14 protein-coding genes are annotated in these 18,934 nt (G+C 48.9%); 7 read left to right on the top strand and 7 right to left on the bottom strand.

Annotated features, from left to right (window positions below):
* Nucleotides 1-161 precede the first annotated feature (161 nt).
* From DWY63_RS04705 to DWY63_RS04695, 3 genes are all read left to right on the top strand, one after another.
* A complete protein-coding gene (locus tag DWY63_RS04705; protein ID WP_117801479.1) occupies nt 162-2,771 on the top strand; it encodes a L,D-transpeptidase family protein in 2,610 nt (869 codons plus the stop codon).
* A gap of 111 nt (nt 2,772-2,882) precedes the next feature.
* Complete coding sequence (gene larE, locus DWY63_RS04700) at nt 2,883-3,764, top strand: ATP-dependent sacrificial sulfur transferase LarE (protein ID WP_330410110.1); 882 nt, start codon at nt 2,883-2,885, stop codon at nt 3,762-3,764.
* Nucleotides 3,761-4,273 carry a dihydrofolate reductase gene (locus DWY63_RS04695; RefSeq protein WP_117801478.1) on the top strand — a complete coding sequence of 171 codons (513 nt, stop codon included), beginning with the start codon at nt 3,761-3,763 and terminating at the stop codon, nt 4,271-4,273. The genes larE and DWY63_RS04695 overlap by 4 nt, the downstream gene beginning before the upstream one ends.
* 82 nt (nt 4,274-4,355) lie before the next feature.
* On the opposite strand, the gene DWY63_RS04690 is transcribed toward DWY63_RS04695, so the two are convergent.
* A complete protein-coding gene (locus DWY63_RS04690) occupies nt 4,356-5,504 on the bottom strand; it encodes a toxic anion resistance protein (protein WP_117801477.1) in 1,149 nt (382 codons plus the stop codon).
* Between the two features lie 73 nt (nt 5,505-5,577).
* The gene (locus DWY63_RS04685; RefSeq protein ID WP_055218643.1) at nt 5,578-6,930 is read right to left on the bottom strand and encodes a 5-bromo-4-chloroindolyl phosphate hydrolysis family protein; all 1,353 of its coding nucleotides are present in this window, start codon (nt 6,928-6,930) and stop codon (nt 5,578-5,580) included.
* 246 nt (nt 6,931-7,176) lie between these two features.
* On the opposite strand from DWY63_RS04685, the gene DWY63_RS04680 reads away from it, so the two are divergent.
* The 3 genes from DWY63_RS04680 to DWY63_RS04670 are packed head-to-tail and all read left to right on the top strand — an operon-like array spanning nt 7,177 to nt 11,128.
* Nucleotides 7,177-8,295, top strand: a complete 1,119-nt coding sequence (locus DWY63_RS04680; protein ID WP_055218644.1) for a DUF362 domain-containing protein — start codon at nt 7,177-7,179, stop codon at nt 8,293-8,295.
* A gap of 18 nt (nt 8,296-8,313) precedes the next feature.
* Entirely contained in the window at nt 8,314-9,306 is a 993-nt protein-coding gene (locus DWY63_RS04675; RefSeq protein ID WP_117761068.1) for an alpha/beta hydrolase, read from the top strand.
* A 13-nt stretch (nt 9,307-9,319) separates the two neighbouring features.
* Complete coding sequence (locus DWY63_RS04670; RefSeq protein WP_117801476.1) at nt 9,320-11,128, top strand: DUF6320 domain-containing protein; 1,809 nt, start codon at nt 9,320-9,322, stop codon at nt 11,126-11,128.
* 119 nt (nt 11,129-11,247) lie between these two features.
* Here the strand turns inward: DWY63_RS04670 and DWY63_RS04665 are convergent, their stop codons facing one another.
* Nucleotides 11,248-11,679, bottom strand: coding sequence for a MerR family transcriptional regulator (locus tag DWY63_RS04665; RefSeq protein WP_055227315.1), 432 nt, complete (start codon nt 11,677-11,679; stop codon nt 11,248-11,250).
* A 244-nt stretch (nt 11,680-11,923) separates the two neighbouring features.
* Here DWY63_RS04665 and DWY63_RS04660 point away from each other — a divergent pair, with 244 nt between their 5' ends.
* Nucleotides 11,924-12,892, top strand: coding sequence for an AraC family transcriptional regulator (locus tag DWY63_RS04660; protein WP_117801475.1), 969 nt, complete (start codon nt 11,924-11,926; stop codon nt 12,890-12,892).
* Between the two features lie 69 nt (nt 12,893-12,961).
* On the opposite strand, the gene DWY63_RS04655 is transcribed toward DWY63_RS04660, so the two are convergent.
* From DWY63_RS04655 to uxuA, 4 genes are all read right to left on the bottom strand, one after another.
* Entirely contained in the window at nt 12,962-14,215 is a 1,254-nt protein-coding gene (locus DWY63_RS04655; protein ID WP_117761072.1) for an HlyC/CorC family transporter, read from the bottom strand.
* Nucleotides 14,216-14,453: 238 nt separating this feature from the next.
* Nucleotides 14,454-15,848, bottom strand: coding sequence for a glucuronate isomerase (uxaC, locus tag DWY63_RS04650; RefSeq protein ID WP_117801474.1), 1,395 nt, complete (start codon nt 15,846-15,848; stop codon nt 14,454-14,456).
* 17 nt (nt 15,849-15,865) lie between these two features.
* Nucleotides 15,866-17,500, bottom strand: a complete 1,635-nt coding sequence (locus DWY63_RS04645) for a mannitol dehydrogenase family protein (protein ID WP_117801473.1) — start codon at nt 17,498-17,500, stop codon at nt 15,866-15,868.
* A gap of 15 nt (nt 17,501-17,515) precedes the next feature.
* Nucleotides 17,516-18,592 carry a mannonate dehydratase gene (uxuA, locus tag DWY63_RS04640; RefSeq protein ID WP_117801472.1) on the bottom strand — a complete coding sequence of 359 codons (1,077 nt, stop codon included), beginning with the start codon at nt 18,590-18,592 and terminating at the stop codon, nt 17,516-17,518.
* Nucleotides 18,593-18,934 lie beyond the last annotated feature (342 nt).

Below are 18,934 nucleotides of genomic sequence, written 5' to 3'. Positions count from 1 at the left end.
CGGCAAGAAAACCGGAGCCGGGAGGTTTTTTCTGCCCGAAAAACCGGAAAAAACCATAAGAAATTTGTAAGGTATTTTACCGGCGGATAACTTGAAATAGATGGAAAAATGTAGTAAGCTATAAATTGTATAAGAGTAAAAAAATGGGAGGATGAATAAGAATGAAAAGAAAGTTTCTGGCCGCAACCGTACTTGGCGTCATGGTAAGTGTTACACCAGCCGGTGCATATGCAGCTTCTACAGAAACCAGTCCATTACCGGTAAATTCGGAAAGTGATACTGTAGCTCAGGCCGAAGACGAAGAAACGACTCCGGCGCCAACTGAGACCCCAGAGGTTACACCGAGTGAGACTCCGGCTCCAACCGAGGCACCGACCGCAACACCAACCGTAACACCAACTGAGACCCCTTCCGAGACACCGACGCCGAGCGCAACTCCGGCTCCGGAAGTAAGTAATCTGAAGGAAGGCTGGAACAGCGTTGAAAAAGATGGAAAGAAACAGTTTCAGTACGGAGTTCTGGATGAGAATAATAAGGTGGTAGCTGCTACCGGACCAATAGAAATCGACGGCGTCGATTATGCGTTTGACGAAAATGGCTATATGCTGACCGGTGAAGTAGAGCTGACGGATGAAGATGGAAAAACCGGAATCTACTACTTTGAGACAGAAGGGGAAGATCCTGCAAAAGATGAACTTGGTTCGAGACAGCAGGGTATTTGTGAAGGAAAAGTATTTGCACCGGAACTGAAAAAAAATGAACTTGTTACCATCAAATTTGAGGATGGCAGTGTGGATGATTACTATGCCGATGAAGAAGGCTATGCAGTCTGGAGCACAACTCAGAAAGTAGGAGATGTAACATATCTGTTTGGCAATGATGGAACCCGCGTAAAAGAGGCAGGTTTCCAGACTGTTGTTGATGAAAACAATGTAACGCATACCTATTATCTGAATGCAGAAGACAGCACTGTATCTCTTGGAAATCACAATGCGTATCAGCAGGGAGATCGTACGGTAAGCTGGTTGACGGTTGGCTCTAACTGGTACTTAGTGGATGCGGAAACAGGGGAACTTCTTTCAGGATGGCAAAAGGTAGATACAGCAATCTACTATATGAAACCAGCTTCCTTTGATGCAAACGGAAATTTGAAAGATGGAAGTTTCGAGATGGAAACCGGTAATCAGAAAAATAAATCCGGCTGGGCACAGATTGATGGAAAATGGTACAGCTTCTGCAGCTGGGGCGGCGTACGGACAGGCTGGTTCAATTACGATGGAAATAAATATTATCTCCATGAAGACGGTCATATGGAAGACAACGCGCTGAATGTGAACGGAACCATGTATCTCTTCAAGAGCTGGGGCGGCATGTGTGTCAACGATGTTGGAAGCTATAATGGAAATTATTATTACGTTGGTGCTGACGGAGCCGTTTCGACGACAACAGGATGGAAAAAAATTAAAACCAGCACGCAGACAATCTGGTACTGGGCAACTGCAGACGGCGGAAAACTGCTGACGAATTCCTGGCTGGATTACAATGGAAACAGCTATTATCTGAAAGCCGATGGAAAAATGGCTTTTAATGAGTGGCTGGATAACACCTATTACTTCCGCAGCTGGGGTGCGGCCTACAAAAACGCATGGGCAAAAGTCAACAATGTATGGTATTATTTTGACGGAAATGGAAAGAAATATACCAGCGGCTGGCTGACCTACAAAGGAAATAAGTATTATCTGAAATCCGATGGAACCATGCTTGCCAATGAATGGCTCGATGGAAAATACTACTTCAAGAGCTGGGGTGGTATGTATAAAAACGAATGGGGCAAGTCCGGCGATACCTGGTACTGGTTTAATGCAGATGGAACCAAACGGACGCAAAAAGGCTGGTTCCTCTATGATAAAAATTATTATTATCTGGATAAAGATGGAAAAATGCTGACCGGCTGGGTTTACCATGACGGTAACTATTATTACATGAAGAGCTGGGGCGGCATGGCACATGACGAGTGGATTCTTCATGATAAGAACTGGTACTACTTCAAGAGCTGGGGCGGCATGTACCATGATCAGTGGCTGACACTGAACGGTTCTCAGTATTATTTCCGCAGCTGGGGCGGAAGATATCAGAACTGCACCGCTACGATCAATGGAAAACAGTACAAATTCGATGCTTCCGGACGCAGAATCACGGAAGGATGGGAGTACATCGGAAAATACCGCCGTTACCGCAAAGCAGACGGTTCTTTGATGGAGGATGTGACAAGCATCTTCAATCCGTCATCCAAATACATCACAGTAGACAGAACCCGCGGACGTGTCACCATTTACGGCTATAACAGTGCAACCGGTTCTTACGATACCCCGATCAAATCAATGATCTGCTCCGTAGGAAATCCAATCAGTTACACTGCAGCAGGAACATATAAAATCGGCTGGCAGTTGAAAAAGAAGCAAATGAGAGGTGAAGATTATGTGTGCTGGGCACCATATGTATCACAGATTTATGACGCTGTTTACTTCCATGGCGTAGCAAGCAGCACACCGGATCTGAATATGATCTCTGCCGTAGACTTCAATTCCCTGGGATCACCGATGTCACATGGTTGTGTCAGACTGACTGCAATCGATGCAAAATGGATTTATGATAACGTCAGCAGCGGAACAACGGTCCGCATTGGCGACAATCTGGATTATCCGCTGACAAACCCGACCCGTTATACCTGGACAGGCGGTGCTTTCGGAAGCGATCCGACATATCGATAAAAAATAGAACAGGAATACCTGTATGAGAAAATCCATCGGGGCAGCAGTGCCGCCGATGGATTTTCTGATAAGAAGACATCGGCCATTTTACAGGAAAGGAAGACAGATACGATGGAATTACAGGAAAAGAAAAAGAACCGGACAGAACAGAAAACAGATATGCAGAATAAGGAAAAGGCATTGCTTACCCAACTTGACGAGATTGCAAAACAGGATCTCTGTCTGGCATTCTCCGGCGGTGTGGACAGCAGTCTGCTGCTGAAGCTTGTCATGGATGCATCTGCAAAATATGGAACAAAGGTTTATGCAGTAACCTTTCAGACACGGCTGCATCCGCCCTGCGACCTGGAGACAGCGACAAGAGTAGCAAAGGAGGTTGGCGCTGTTCATGAGGTCCTTTTTGTTGATGAGCTGGAGCAGGAGGCAATCCGTTACAATCCGGAAAACCGCTGCTATCTCTGTAAGCACTATCTATTTGGGAAACTTCTGGAATTTGCCCGCGATCACGGTGTCACCCAGGTACTCGACGGAACAAATGAGGATGACCTTCATGTCTACCGGCCGGGGCGAAAAGCGCTGAGAGAATATGGTGTCATCAGCCCGCTTGCAGCGTGTCATGTGACAAAAACAGAGGTAAAAGCACTTGCTGCAAAGTACGGCGTTTCCGTAGCACACCGTCCATCCACTCCATGTATGGCGACACGCCTTCCCTACGGGGCAGAAATTAACTATGACGTTCTGGATCGGATTGCGGACGGCGAAGCATGGCTTCATACGCTGTTCGGTGCGGAAGAGAATCTCCGCCTGCGTGTACATGGCGATGTGGTGCGTCTTGAAATCTCACCGGAGCGTATGGGGGAAGTGCTTGAGAAGAGAGAAGAAATGATTGCATATCTGAAAAAGCTCGGCTTTTCTTACCTGACGATGGATCTGGAAGGGTTCCGTTCCGGCAGTATGGATGAGAAAATAACACAGAAAGAGGAAACAAAATGAAAGCAATTTTAAGTGCGGACCGCAAATGGGGTCTGGGATATCAGGGACGGCTGCTGGTAAGTATTCCGTCTGATCTGCGATTCTTCCGTGAAACTACGATGGGACACGTTGTCGTGATGGGAAGAAAGACACTTGCTACACTCCCGGCAGGGCAGCCCTTAAAAGGCAGAACGAATATTATCTTAAGCCGTGATTCGGAATGGACTGTCCGCGGCGCAACCGTTGTCCACAGTATCAAAGAGCTGATGGAAGTGTTAAAGCCGTATGAGGACGACGATATTTATGTTGCGGGCGGCGGAGAAATTTACCGTCAGCTTCTCCCATACTGTGATACGGCATACGTCACACGAATTGACATGACGTATCAGGCGGATACCTTCTTTGAGGATCTTGACGAATCACTGGATTGGGAGATGGTAGAAGAGGGCGATGAGCAGACCTGCTTTGATATTGAATTTTATTTCACGGAATACCGAAGAAAGAATGAAAAGGCAGAACGCCCGAGATAAGGGTAAGACAGGACGTAAAAAACGGAGAAACCACAGAAAAAGCGGCTTCTCCGTTTTTTTTTCATATAGGATACAAAAAGTATCAGTGCTGTCCGCCTGCAGAAAGCTCCAGCATTTTTTTCTTAATATCATTTTCGAGCTGTACCAGCTCAACTTCAGCGGCGGCACGTTTCTGGCGGCCGTCCTCCTGAATCTTCATCACTTCATCGAGGGTAGAGATCAGGCTCTGGTTCGTCTGTTTTAAGGTTTCCATATCGACGATACCGCGCTCAGATTCTTTTGCAGTCTCGATTGTTGCCATCTTCAGATTCTCCGCATTCTTTTTCAGAAGCTCATTTGTCATATCCGAAACCTGGCGCTGTGCTTTGGCAGCCTCAGTCGAGTGATGAACGCCGAGTGCAATGATCATCTGGTTTTTCCAAAGCGGAATGGTGTTGACGAGTGTGGATTGGATCTTTTCGGCCATTACAGAATCGCTGTTCTGAATCATGCGGATCTGCGGCGCTGTCTGGATCGAAACCATACGGGTCAGTTCCAGATCATACAGTTTCTTCTCAAATCGGTTGCAGAGATCTTCGAGATCCTTGGCAGCCTGTGCGTCTTCGGCCTTTCCGGTCATCTGCGCTTTATTCTGCAGATCACGGAGTTCTGTGGAACGTACCAGCTCCAGCTTTTTCTTTCCAGCGAGAATGTACATGGTCAGCTCTTTAAAATAATTCAGGTTCTGTGCATACATCTGATCCAGAATGGCAATGTCTTTCAGAAGCTGCCGCTGGTGGCCGTCGAGCACGTCACAGATTTTATTGACATTCACCTCTGCCTTGTCATACTTCGCTTTCATTGCATTGATTTTGTTCGTGCTTTTCTTAAAGAAAGAGAATGGTCCCTTTTCTTCTTCTGCGTCAAACGTTTTCAGCTCTGTCACAACAGAGGTGAGCAGATCGCCGATTTCCCCGAGATCTTTGCTTCTGACGTTCTCCAGCGTTTTCTCGGAAAAGTCTGCCATTTTCTTCTGTGCACCGGCACCGTACTGCAGAATGCCGTTTGTATTGGCAAGATCAATCTGGGAAACAAAGGCATCCACCATGGCTTTCTGTTCGTCGGACAGAACAGAATCATCCATGACCTCTTTCTTTTCTTCCGGCTGCTGTACCGGAAGTTCCGGTTCCGGCTCTGGAGTGCCGAAACTTAAGCTTGGAATTTCAGTGGTGTCCTTTACAAAATCATTCATGTTTTCTATTCTCCTTTTCTTCGGTACGGAAACGTAACCGGTGATTTGATTTCAATTGTATAGCTTTGAATAGTTACATGTGAAGCGGCTCAATATCCTGCTTTGACGGACCTGCCTGATTTGTCAGTCCCTCCTGCGCCAGCATCGTCTGCAGAACAGAGATATCAGAAGAAATATCCCATGCCGTTGTCTGGAACAGATCGTCAAGCAGCTTTTCGAATGCGGCATTGATGGTATCCAGTGTGTCCTCGATTTCCTTCTTGGTTCGGAGGATATTGTCGCTTTGAATTGGTTCGTTCTCAAAGGAACGGTAAGCGTCGAGCAGCTTCCAGGTTGTCGGCATATAGTAATCCATAAATTTCCGCAGGGCGGCGGCTTCTTTTGGGCGCTTTTTTGCCTCCTCGAGAATCCGGGTAACAACCGTTTCGAGACGGCTCAGCTTGGCTGTGATGACTTCACCCGGCAGATCCAGGTTGCACTGATGGATCTTCTGAATATAAGATTCACATTCTTCCAGCATCTGCTGGTATTCCGGCGTTACACCGGAGGCCTCCAGCTGTTCACGTGCTTTCTGCTCAGCAATCTGCTGTTCCCTCTGGCTGGCGAGCATTGCGCGGTACTGGTCGTAGCAGTCATTTGTCACCATCAGACAGGTACCATTCTCGTCGAGGTGGCCCTGGCGCAGCATGGATTTATCAATCATGGTCGTAATATCGGTCAGAAGCTCACCTTTCTCACAGTGCATACTGTCGCAGAGTTCTTTCGTGGAAATATATTCCTTTGTGCCGATCAGCGTACAGATCTGGCGGAAATGGCGGACCAGACGCCGGTTTTTACTTCCCTTTTTCAGAAGAATGCCGCCGCCGATGGTAAATGCGGCAAAAATAAGAGAAGGAATCAGCGCGCTGTTGTCTGGACCTGCAAATAAGGAATACAGACTAAGCGCTGTGCAGCAGCCGAACAGTCCGGTGACACCCCAGCCGGCGGCCGTCTGAAATCCGCCGACAAGTGCAAGATCGGTGGATGGCATAAAACGCTCGCGCAGTACACGACGTTCCTGTATGCGGCTGTTCCATTCCGTATTCTGCGGGGTCTGCCAGGTATGGGAAGGTTTGGGAACCGGGTTCGCGCTCTTACCCGGCATCGTGCCTCCCGGCCCGTAGGAATAGTGATGCGGTCCGGTCTGCTGCGTTGTATTATTATGGGAAGAATGCTGGCTGCTGTAGGAAGTATCTGCGGAATAGCCGCGGGACGGCTCCTGTGTGCCATTTGCACGGAATGGTCCCTTCCGGTTTGGGTAGACAAACTGGTTGATGGTGTCTGAAATCTTCTGGTTTAATTCCTGAAAATCCTGAGAATTTACAGCGTTATCCACAAGCTTTCCAATACTGTCGCCGACATCCTTTAAATCATCTTCAAAACTCATGACAGTTCCTTTCTGATGAGGTACTTTTTCTGTGTACCGTTTTCCATTTATTATACAATGCGATTGGAAATCTTACAAGCATACAGTGCTTAATTTTCTATGAAGCTGGAGCTGACGGGAATGGTTACAGTTCACAGGAAATGATTTTGTTTTTGGATGAGTTGAAAGAAAGCAGTAACTATTATATACTAAAGAATATCGAATGTCAGAAAAAATCAAATCAGAATAAAGGGGCCGCAATACTAAATGAATAAAAACGAAATTATCCAGATACAGGGAATGGAATATAAAGAAATGACAAAACAGCTTTTGAACGAATGTGCCTTAGCTACGCTCATTCCTTCGAAGGTCAGTCTCATCGGTATTAAGCCAAATCTGGTAGCACCTGTCCCGGCGGAGTTTGGAGGGACGACACATCCGGAGGTGGTTGCGGGGATCATCGAATATCTTCAGGAAAACGGATTTACTAACCTTCAAATCATGGAAGGCTCCTGGGTGGGAGATAAGACGGAGGAATCGTTTGAGGTCTGTGGATACCGTATGCTTTCGGAACAGTATGGCGTTCCGCTTATCGATGCGCAGAAGGAAAAAAGCATGCCGGTGCAGTGTGGTGATATGGAACTTCAGATTTGCGAATGTGCGAAAAAGGTGGATTTTATGATCAATGTCCCAGTCATGAAAGGCCATTGCCAGACTAAAATTACCTGCGCACTGAAAAACATGAAAGGTCTCTTGCCGAATAAAGAAAAACGTCATTTTCATGCCATGGGACTTCATCGGCCAATTGCGCATCTGGGGCTGGGGATTCATCAGGATTTTATTTTGGTGGATAATATCTGCGGAGACCTTGACTTTGAGGATGGCGGTAATCCGTTTATTATGAATCGCCTTTTCGCTGGGTTAGATCCGGTGTTGATTGATGCATATGTCTGCGCGGAACTGCATTATAAGCCAGAAGATGTCCCGTATGTCAAAATGGCAGAAGAGTTGGGCGTGGGCAGCGCTGATCTCACACGGCTTTCAATCCGCCAAATTGGCGAAATTGGTGAAAAAAGAGTGATTCCGGAAAAACGGAAGATCGTGGAACTGCAGGATGCCGTAGAGGAAGTTGAGTCCTGCAGTGCCTGCTACGGCTATCTGATCCCGGCGCTCGACCGGCTGAGGGAGGAAGGACTGCTGCAGGAACTCCACGAAAAAATCTGCATCGGGCAGGGATACCGGGGAAAGAGCGGGGCGCTTGGTGTGGGAAGTTGTACTTCAGGGTTTAAATACAATCTGAAAGGCTGCCCACCGACCGATGAGCAGATGTATGAATTTTTGAAGCAGTACATTGCAACTAGACGAAAAACAGAAGCAGAAAAATAGCAACAGAGGAGAGAGTGAATGAAAAAAGCAGTCAAAGCCATTTTAAATGTATTGTCCTACGGCGGAATTGAAGTAGAATCCGCCCGTCGGCTTGCCGATATCAAGAAGCTGGATCCGATCCGTATTTTTCTGCGAAAATTGGATATGGAAATATATAATGGGGACTACAAGGTTCCGATTCGGCTGTTCTTCCCGGATGAAAAAATGGAGGAGCATGGTGCAAAAGAAGCGATTCTGTTCTTCCATGGCGGCGGCTGGACAACCGAGAGTGTGGAGACATACGACCGTGTCTGCGCACGCATGGCGCAGTCGACGGGGCAGATTGTTGTATCGGTAGAATACCGTCTTGCACCGGAGCATCGTTTCCCGACAGGCTTAGAAGACTGCTACGCCGCCGCCCAGGCAATGCTGCGCGGGGAGATTCTGCCGGAGGTAACGCCGGAAAATGTCACGATCATGGGCGACAGCGCAGGAGGAAATCTTGCGGCTGCGGTCTGCCTGATGGCGAGGGACAAAAAAGAACTGCTGCCGGGGAAACAGATTTTGATTTATCCGGCGGTGAATTCCTGTTACACAGAGAAATCACCGTACAAATCCGTGAAAACCAATGGAACCGGATACCTTCTGACCAGTGTCAAAATGGAAGATTATGTAATTCTGTATCAGCGGACCGAAGAAGACCGCAAAAATCCGTACTTTGCACCGGTGCTGGCAGAAAATCTGCAGGGACTGCCGGACACGCTGGTACTGACGGCGCAGTACGATCCGCTGCGCGATGAGGGCGAGGATTATGCGAAAAAGCTGAAAAGGGCTGGCAATCTGGTTGAACATCATCGGATCAAGGGCGCATTGCACGGCTATTTTGCGCTTGGCATTGAACACCTATATGTGCAGGAAAGTTTTCAGTATATGAATGCATTTTTAAGGAAAGAAAAACAGCAGAAAAATGCAGACGAAGAACTGGAAAACATAGCAGCAGTGAAGAAACAATTGACACACGGGAAGGCGTAAGGAGGCATAGAAAATGAAGAAAGAACATTCTTCGCGCTGGAGAAAGCTGGACAACGCGGCACAGGCATTTCCGGCGGCCACCGGAAAAAAGGATACGAGAGTCTTCCGGTTTTACTGCCAGCTGAAAGAGGACATCCAGGCGGATCTGCTGCAGAAAGCGCTGGAGCAGACAATGGAGCATTACCCGGTGTTTTCCATGGTACTGCGGAAAGGTCTTTTCTGGTTTTATCTGGAGCAGCGCGATCTGCCAGCAAAAGTAGAAGAGGAAAAGCGTCCGCCGTGCAGTGAGATTTACGTACCCGACCACAAAACGCTTCTTTTCCAGGTTTCTTACTATAAAACCCGAATCAATTTCGAAGTATTCCATGCCCTGACAGACGGCACCGGTGCGATGCTGTTTCTGAAAGAACTGGTGAGCAATTATCTGATCTTGTGTCATCCCGAGGAAATCTTTTCAAAGGTCAGCGAAGACATGCTGACAGAGACAGATTTCGAGGAGGACAGCTTTTCCCAGTATTACACCGGAAAGAAAAATGAAAAAGAAAAAAGCCGCCCGGCATACCAGATCAAAGGCGAGTATCTGGAGCAGGAGGAGATGGAAATTACTGAGATTCTGCTTTCCGCGGAAGCAGTTCATAAGTGCGCAAAAGCACATGGCGTGTCGGTGACGGCGTACCTTGCGGCGGCGCTGGTATATGCGGTATATGAAGAAATCCCGAAAAGCAGGCTGAAAAAGCCGGTTTCTCTGATGGTTCCAGCCAATCTCCGCAACTTTTTCCCATCCGCATCGATGACGAATTTCTGGAGCTGGATCGAGATTGCCTGTGATCTTGGGCCGGAGGCATCGTTTGAGGATGCCCTGCAGATCACGGGAGCCGCGATGCAGAAAGAGGCGCTGAAGCAGGAGATTTCCACACGTATGAACGATCTGGTGCGGATTGAGCGGAATCCGGTGCTGCGCGCCGTGCCGCTGGAAATCAAAAATCTGGCGCTGATGGCGGGCACGACGCTCGGCGGACGAAGCATTACGACCGTCTATTCCAATATCGGCCGGATTCAGATGCCACCGGAGTATGAAACATATATTGAGCGGTTCGGATTTTTCACCAGCACCGACAAAGTACAGATGTGTTCCTGTTCCTACGGTGACAGCATGGTGCTTGGAATCACATCTAAAATCGCTGATTCCAATATTGAACGGAACCTGATGCATCTGCTGCAGAAAGAGGGCATCGCCTGTGAACAGGAGGAAAATGATTTTCCGGGACAGAAAGAACAGCCGCACGGGACGGCCAAACTGGGATTGAAAATTTTTTCTTTCACCTGCATCGCGGCTGTCGTACTCTGCTGGATGATGAATTTCCTTGCAACGCCGCAGATGTGGTGGGCAGGTTATGCGACAGCGGGTGTGTTCTGCGCCTGGCTTCTGATCCGGGTGGGATATCAGAAACGGAAAAATCCACTCAAAAACAGTATGTGGCAATTGATCTTTATTATGATCGGTGCGATTCTGTGGGATTATGCGACGGGCTGGATCGGCTGGTCTGTCGATTTCGCAATTCCGCTCGCCGTTCTTCTGAATGGCGCGACGATGCAGATTCTGGCAAGAGCGTACAAAATGGAGGTCAGTGAATATCTTTTTTATCTGATGCAGTCCGGAGCAGCAGGAATCGTTCCGGCGATTTTGTGGCTGACGGGAACTGTCCGCATTACCTGGCCGTCCGTGATCTGCGTGGGCCTTAGTGTGCTGTATCTGATCGGGCTGTTTTTTTTCCGCGGAAAAGATTTTATGCGGGAAATGCAGAAAAAATTCCGGGTATGAAGGGAAAAGGTGATAGAAAAAATAAGAAGAGCAGGTAAGAAAAGTGGATGTTGGTCCCTTTTCTTACCTGCTCTTTTGAAACTTGTGTGTGTCTGCGGCGGAAAAGCCTGGAGAGATATCTACTGCGCCTTCTCCTCACAGCCGCAGGAATCCCACGACGGCATTTCATCCCCATTTTTAATCGCATCGCGAACCGCGCTGTAATACCGTACTTTCTGCTGAATATGCTCGAGATCAGATTCCATGCGCTCGATTTTCTCGCGTGTATTCTGCTCATGTTCCTTGAGAATGGCAACCATCTGGTCAATATTTCCCGGGATATCGTTCTCAAGCCGGAAAAACTCCTGAATCCCCGCAATCGGAAGCCCGGTGCGTTTGAAGCAGAGAATTGCGGTCATGCAGTCAATGTGCTGCTGGGTGTAAATTCGTTTCTTACTTTCGGTATGAATGACATCCGTCAAAAGTCCGATCTCCTCATAATAACGAAGCGTAGAGGCCGGAAGTCCAAAACGCTCGGACATTTCACGAATGGTGTAGGTCTGCTGTTCCATGGAAAAACCTCCTTGAACGATAGAGTTTGAATAGTAGAATAACTTCTTAAAGTATACTTTAAGAAAGTGAAATTGTAAAGAGAGAATCTTCGTTACGTTTCACTTGGCAGTGCAGCACTTGCTGTTTTGATGCGTAGGAAAGGAATATTTATCAGAAAGTGAGAAGAAAAAGTACATTGCTTATTTGCACTAGAGTGGAATATAATAAAAAGCAGAAAAAACGTGAAAAATGTGAGGAATAATCGTGAAACAGGAAATTATAGCAGACCTGTCCCGGATTACGGAGGAGGAACAGGCAATTCTGGACGGCAAGACGGAAGTGGAAAAGGAGCGGTATTCGAGCGGGCAGAAGTTTGTGATGGATGCGGGAAAGCTGCTGGAGCGGGGAAAATTGATTGATATTCGGCCGCACACGCGGTTTATTCGTTTTCCGGCGCACAGCCACAATTATGTCGAGATGATCTACATGTGCCAGGGAAGCACCGTGCACACCATCAACGGGGACCGGATCGAGCTGAAAACGGGTGAGCTGCTGATTCTGAATCAGAATGCAGTGCAGGAAATTGAACCGGCAGGGCGTGACGATATCGCGGTCAACTTTCTGATTCTGCCGGAGTTTTTTGACCAGACGCTGCGAATGATCGGGGCAGAGGAGAATCAGTTAAAGGATTTTATCGTCGGCTGTCTGAAAAGCGGGGAGGTACCGCTCTGTTATCTGCATTACAGAATTGCGGATGTCCTTCCGGTGCAGAATCTGATCGAAAATCTCGTCTGGACGCTCTTACATCACCAGAGCAATAAGCGGAGCATCAATCAGATTACGATGGGCCTTTTATTCCTGCAGCTCATGAACTACACCGAACGCGTGCAGGTGGGAGAGCAGTATTTTGAACAGGAGATGCTGCTCGGCGTATACCGCTATATCGAGGAACATTACCGGGAGGGCAGTCTTTCGGAACTGGCGGAGGAACTGTACTACGATTTTTACACCTTAAGCCGCATGATTCGCCGCCTGACCGGGAAAAACTACACTGAACTTGTCCAGAACAAACGCCTCACCCAGGCCGCGTATCTGCTGGAAACGACAGGACTTTCCGTGGCAGACATCGGCGAGCGGGTCGGGTATGAGAACATGAGTTATTTTCATCGGATTTTTAAAGAGCGCTACGGAATATCGCCGAAGAAGTACCGGGTGGAGAAGAAAATACAATAGGACAAGAAAAACGGATCGAAAATCTGAACTTAAAACCAGATTTTCGATCCGTTTTTGTTTGTAAATTACTTACTGTTCATTTTCATCCTTCGGCAGCCGCACGATCCGTACCTTGTCGACTCTCCGGTCTGCCATTTTCAGTACGGTTACGTCGAGGCCATCCGAGACGAAATGATCGCCTTCCTTTGGCACGCGCTCGAGGATCCCCATGATCCATCCGCTGACCGTAAAGACGTCAAATTCTTTGTCAATATCGAGCTCTTCATACACCTTGTCGATGCTTGCCGTTCCGGTCACGAGGTATTCGTTTTCGGAAACTTTCTGGATTTCCTGTACAACCGCATCATGCTCATCCCAGATTTCGCCGACGAGCTCTTCGAGGATATCTTCCATGGTGATGATACCGTCGGTGCCGCCGAATTCATCAATGATAATGGCAATATGCGATTTCTTCGCCTGCATTTTTTTCAGCAGCGGGCCGACCTTCGTATTCTCGGTTACAAAGAGCGCCGGGCGGATGATGCTGCTTAGCGGTTTGTTGGTGTGGTAAATGTGGTTGTGGAAATCCTTCTGATACACAATTCCCACAATGTGGTCGATATCATCATCATACACCGGCAGCCGGGAAAATCCGGTGTCGGAGAAAGTCTTAGCGATCTCGGATTTCGTCGCATCGAGCGGAATGCCGATGACGTTGACACGCGGAGTAAAGATCTCTGCGGCCTCCATCTCCATGAAGCCGATTGCATTCTGAATCAGATCGCCTTCCTGATCGTCGATGTCGCCCTCCTGGGTCGCCTCCTCGACGATGGTCATCAGTTCCTCATCGGTGATGCCGTGGTTTTCCGAGGATTTGAAGATGCGGGAGAGCAGCTTCTTCCACTGGGAAAAGAAAAACGTCACCGGGGTCAGCACGATCATCAGAATGTGGAGAAACGGTGCGGAAAATTTGGCGATCGTCTCCGGGGATTCTTTTGCAATGCTTTTCGGGGAAACTTCGCCGAAGATCAGGACCACGATAGTGGTTACGATCGTGGAAACCGTCGCACCGGAGTCGCCGCCGAGAATCTTGATAAAAAGCACCGTGGCAAGGGAGCTGAGTCCGATGTTGACGATGTTGTTGCCGACGAGAATCGTGGAGAGCAGCTTGTCAAAGTTCTCCAGCAGCTTTAACACCAGTTCCGCCCGCTTGTCGCCTTTTTCTGCCATATTTTTCATGCGGATGCGGTTCAGCGAGGTGAAAGAAGTCTCCGTCGCCGAAAAGTAGGCTGAGAGCATGACGCAGATAAGAATGATGATGAGTGACACAATGTCGCTGTTCATTTGTTTTTCCTTTCTTAGGAAACCGGGACACGATGCAAAAAATGTACAAAAAGACATAACCTATCTTGAATCTGGCGGAATCAAAGATAGATTATGTCTCCGTTTATCAAATGATGAAAATAAAGCATCGTCGAGGCATACTGCCTGAGTCGTCCATGTTTCTGTAATCCTTTCGTTGATCAGTAATCCCTTTTATTGTACGGTATGTGGGAATAATTGTCAATAAGACATGCGAAAATCACAGGAAATACGAAACCGCATTGTTGTAGCTGATATTTTCCACCATCTCTTTCAGAAACTCCAGGTTCGCCGGGTACTCCCCGTTTTCCACCCAGTTTCCGATTTGATTGCAGAGAATCCGGCGGAAATATTCGTGGCGCGGGAAGGAGAGGAAGCTGCGGGAGTCGGTCAGCATGCCGATGAAGGTGGAGAGCATGCCGATGCTGGAAAGCGTCGCAAGCTGGGATTCCATGCCGTATTTGTGATCGTTGAACCACCATGCGGTACCGAACTGCACTTTCGAGCGGATGCCAGGCGCAGCAAAGTTTCCAGCCATGCTTGCAAGCATCGGGTTGTCGCTCGGGTTCAGAGAGTAGAGCACAGTTTTCGGCAGTGCGTCGTCCTCGTCCATATCGTTTAAGAAAGCGCCGAGCATCGGGGCAAAGGCGAAATCGTTCATGCTGTCAAAGCCGGTATCGGCACCGAGCGCACGGAACATCCGCTTCGAGTTGTTACGGAGTGCTTTGATATGAAGCTGCATGGCGATATTGTGCTTATGATACAGCCGTCCGAGGTTCGTCAGAAGGAAGCCCTTGTACATGCCGAGCTCTTTTTCAGTGAGAGCACCGCCGTTCATGCGATTTTCAAATACATCATTCGCCTCAGCAGCCGTGCATGGCACATAGAAGCAGTCCTCAAGGCTGTGGTCGCTGACAACGCAGCCGGCGGAGAGGAAGAAGTCGAGGCGGCAGGAGAGGGCATGCACCATATCCTCTGCGGATGCAATCGTCCTGCCGGCGGCAGCGGCAAGCTTTTCCACGTATTCCGGGAAATCCGGCTTTTCGAGATGAACGGCGCGGTCCGGGCGGAAGGACGGCAGAACGCGGCAGGCAAAGTATTCCTTTTGTAATGCCAGATGGCAGTGCAGATCATCTGCAGGATCGTCGGTGGTGCACAGATGCGACACATGCTGGTTCAGAATCAGATTGCGCACGGTAAACTCCTTCGTCTGCAGTTTTGCATTCGCCTCATCCCAGATCTCCTTCGCTGTTGCGCGGGAGAGCGGTGTCGTGATGCCGAAGTACCGCTGCAGCTCCAGATGTGTCCAGTGGTATAAAGGATTGCCGATCGCGTTCTCAATCGTCTCGGCAAACGCCAGATATTTGTCGTAATCATCGGCGTTTCCAGTGATCAGATCCTCCGAAAAGCCCATCGCACGCATGGCACGCCATTTATAATGATCCCCGCCGAGCCAGACGCGTGTCAGATTCTCCATCTGGCGGTCTTCGAGAATCTCCTGTGGATTCAGATGGTTGTGATAGTCAAAAATGGGCATTTTTTCAGCCGCCTCGTGGTACAGTGTTTTCGCCGTATCGGTCTGCAGCAGAAAGTCAGCGTCCATAAAAGGTTTCATATGGAAATACCTCCCCTTTAGAATTGAGCGGTCAGAGCAGCAAGCGTATCTGCCACAGCGCCAGGTCCCTGAAGCATCGAGACAAAAGCATCCAGTACACGGTCAGAAAGTCCGGCGAAAATCAGATCCACACCGAAAATCGAAGCATCGGAGAGCAGCGGAGCCAGAGTTTTGGAAAGGGTCTCGCGGTCAGCCGGTGCGCCGAGTTTCAGATCCTGCACATACGGGCGGACCGTGGCAAGCAGCGGATCCGGGCTCAGATCAAATGCATCGCCGTTGTCATCCACGCCCATCAGATACCGCAGCCATCCCGCAAATACAGCCGGAATTGCCTGAAGATCCGAGAGTGACAGCTCCGGAGAAGCAAGATACGATTTGATCGTCTCACCGAACCGGATCGACAGCTTCTGTGACGTATCGGTTGCAATTCGCTGCGGCGTATCCGGCATAAACGGATTCGGGATGCGGATGTTCAGCACTTCATCGATAAACTGCTTCGGAGAGAGAATACCAGGATCGGTGACAACCGGAAGTCCTTCGATATATCCGATGCGCTCCACGAGCTTTTTCAGTACCGGATTTTTCATCTCCTCACTGATTAGTTCATAGTCCAGCAGGCAGCCGAACACAGCGAGTGCGGTGTGCAGCGGGTTCAGGCAGGTGCAGACCTTCATGCGCTCTGTTTTGTTGACAGTTTCCCGGTCGGTAAAGATCCATCCGCTCTTTTCCATCGGCGGCCGTCCGTTCGGGAAATGATCTTCGACTACGAGGTACTGGCATTCCTCTGCATTGACGAACGGAGCAACGTAGGTGTGGCGGGAGGTGACGATCGACTGTGCATCAGCGAGGCCGTTCTCCTCGAGTATCTTTTCGATGGAACCATCCGGCCGCGGGGTGATCTTGTCGATCATGGTCCACGGGAAGCTGACTTTTTCCGGGTTCTGCAGATAGGAGAGGAAGCCTGGCTGTACCAGCTTGTTTTCTTCCCATGCAGAAGCGTAGGCTGTCAGGGCAAGGGAAAGTTTTTCGCCATTGTGGGAGCAGTTGTCGGTGCTGACCATCGCAAACGGTTTTTCGCCTGCAAGAAATCTTTCATATAAAAGAGAAGCAACTTTTCCCATATAGCTGGTAACGGAAGAAGGTCCGGCAGCAAAATCGGCAGCAACAGACGGCAGCAGTTCGCCCGCACCGTTTTTCAGGGAATATCCCTTTTCGGTGATCGTAAACGTCGCCATCTGCAGGGAATCCTTGGTAAAGATTTCTTTTAACCGGGCAAAATCCGGAGAATCCGCCGTATCGGCAGCCAGCGATTCTGCGATGCTTCCAACAACGGTTTTCTCGACAGAACCATCGGCTTTTAAGGTCACCAGAATGCTTAAATTATCGTGCGGCTGGTACATATCACGGATGATTTCTGTATCGAAGCCCTCCGCAACGATGACACCGCGGTCAAAGGTACCGTTGTTCAGCAGTTCCTGTGCTGTATTTGCCTGGAAGGCACGGAAAATATTTCCGGCTCCGAAATGCACCCAGCACGGAGATTCTTTCGTGCGGGTGATCATTGCTTCGCGGTCATAGGATGGAAGCGCATAGCCTGCGGCTTCCCACGCTTTTTGATCTGCCAGTCCGGCAGCTGTTAAGTTAAGAGACATCAGTAAAAACCTCCTTTAAATTCCACGTTTGTGACTCTTGTCAATAGCTTCCCAGAGTCCGTTTAAATAAGTCGCGCCGAGTGCGCGGTCATACAGTCCATAGCCCGGCATTGCCTTCTCGCCCCAGATCATACGTCCGTGGTCCGGGCGGATCGGGCCGTCAAAGCCGATGTCGTACAGCGCTTTCATGATCTCATATATATCGAAGCTGCCGTCAGAGGAAAGGTGTGCGGCCTCCTCGAAATCCTGCTGGCTGTGGAATTTCAGATTGCGGACGTGAGCGAAGTGGATGCGGCCCTTTAAGGAACGGATCATATCCGGCAGATCGTTCTCCAGGTTTGTTCCGTAGGAACCCGAGCAGAAGGTCACGCCGTTGTGCGGGTCATCGACCATCTTCATCATGCGCAGAATGTTTTCTTTATTAATGATGATTCTCGGAAGACCGAAGACACTCCATGCCGGGTCGTCCGGGTGAATGGCCATTTTGATGTCGTACTCGTTGCAGACCGGCATGATGCGTTCGAGGAAGTATTTGAGGTTGGCAAACAGTTTCTCATCATCCACATCGCGGTAAGCGTCAAAGAGCTCTTTCACTTTTGCCATGCGCTCCGGCTCCCAGCCAGGAAGAATTGCGCCGTTTGCATCACCTGCGATAGATTCAAACATTTTTTCCGGAACAAGTGCGTCTACGGCGGACTGTTTGTAGGCAAGTACGGTCGAGCCGTCCGGACGGACGCGTGCGAGTTCTGTTCTGGTCCAGTCGAAGACCGGCATGAAGTTATAGCAGACAAGGTGAATGTCTTCCTCGCCGAGGTGCTTTAACGTTTCAATATAATTATCGATGTACTGCTCACGGTCCGGGCTGCCGATTTTGATGGCGTCGTGGATGTTGACGCTCTCGATGCCGGAGATGTGAAGTCCAGAGGCCTCAACCTCTTCTTTTAACGCGTGAATCGCTTCGCGTGTCCACACCTCGCCCGGGGTAGTGTCGTACAGGGTTGTGATGACTCCGGTTACGCCCGGAATCTGGCGGATCTGCTCTAAGGTAACGGTATCAAATTTGGAACCATACCAGCGAAATGTCATTTCCATAAGAAAAACTCTCCTTTATTTTGTAATGTACTCTCGGAATCTTTCTGCACTTGCCTTTGCGGCTGGCGGAAAATCATCTCACAAAAACAAGCACAGAAAGATTCCGAGAGTACATTGTATTTTGCAAGTGGTGTTCTTTGCTTTTTATTGTATCGTTTCTTAAGAAAAAAGCCATGGCAAGAATTGTTGAGCACATTGCAAAAGTTGCGGCGGTTGGCCGGGAAAAAGCAAAATCAGCCTACAGGTGTGATAAGTAATATCTTTCTGGTATGACTAACCAATAGGAAAAACCTATAATCGATTCATCGAAATAACAATTACCAAAAGGCGTTTTAGGGGTTG

This window comes from Blautia sp. AF26-2 (genome assembly GCF_003460955.1).
In the GTDB taxonomy this organism is placed as follows: Bacteria; Bacillota; Clostridia; order Lachnospirales; family Lachnospiraceae; genus Fusicatenibacter; species Fusicatenibacter saccharivorans.
Note: the sequence above shows the minus strand (reverse complement) of the source record. Positions and strands in the feature narration are given on the sequence as shown.

Bases quoted from the DNA above. Each gene is read 5' to 3' on its own strand.
- DWY63_RS04705 (WP_117801479.1), top strand. From the start codon at position 162: ATGAAAAGAAAGTTTCTGGCCGCAACCGTACTTGGCGTCATGGTAAGT.
- larE (WP_330410110.1), top strand. From the start codon at position 2,883: ATGGAATTACAGGAAAAGAAAAAGAACCGGACAGAACAGAAAACAGAT.
- DWY63_RS04695 (WP_117801478.1), top strand. From the start codon at position 3,761: ATGAAAGCAATTTTAAGTGCGGACCGCAAATGGGGTCTGGGATATCAG.
- DWY63_RS04690 (WP_117801477.1), bottom strand. From the start codon at position 5,504: ATGAATGATTTTGTAAAGGACACCACTGAAATTCCAAGCTTAAGTTTC.
- DWY63_RS04685 (WP_055218643.1), bottom strand. From the start codon at position 6,930: ATGAGTTTTGAAGATGATTTAAAGGATGTCGGCGACAGTATTGGAAAG.
- DWY63_RS04680 (WP_055218644.1), top strand. From the start codon at position 7,177: ATGAATAAAAACGAAATTATCCAGATACAGGGAATGGAATATAAAGAA.
- DWY63_RS04675 (WP_117761068.1), top strand. From the start codon at position 8,314: ATGAAAAAAGCAGTCAAAGCCATTTTAAATGTATTGTCCTACGGCGGA.
- DWY63_RS04670 (WP_117801476.1), top strand. From the start codon at position 9,320: ATGAAGAAAGAACATTCTTCGCGCTGGAGAAAGCTGGACAACGCGGCA.
- DWY63_RS04665 (WP_055227315.1), bottom strand. From the start codon at position 11,679: ATGGAACAGCAGACCTACACCATTCGTGAAATGTCCGAGCGTTTTGGA.
- DWY63_RS04655 (WP_117761072.1), bottom strand. From the start codon at position 14,215: ATGAACAGCGACATTGTGTCACTCATCATCATTCTTATCTGCGTCATG.
- uxaC (WP_117801474.1), bottom strand. From the start codon at position 15,848: ATGAAACCTTTTATGGACGCTGACTTTCTGCTGCAGACCGATACGGCG.
- DWY63_RS04645 (WP_117801473.1), bottom strand. From the start codon at position 17,500: ATGTCTCTTAACTTAACAGCTGCCGGACTGGCAGATCAAAAAGCGTGG.
- uxuA (WP_117801472.1), bottom strand. From the start codon at position 18,592: ATGGAAATGACATTTCGCTGGTATGGTTCCAAATTTGATACCGTTACC.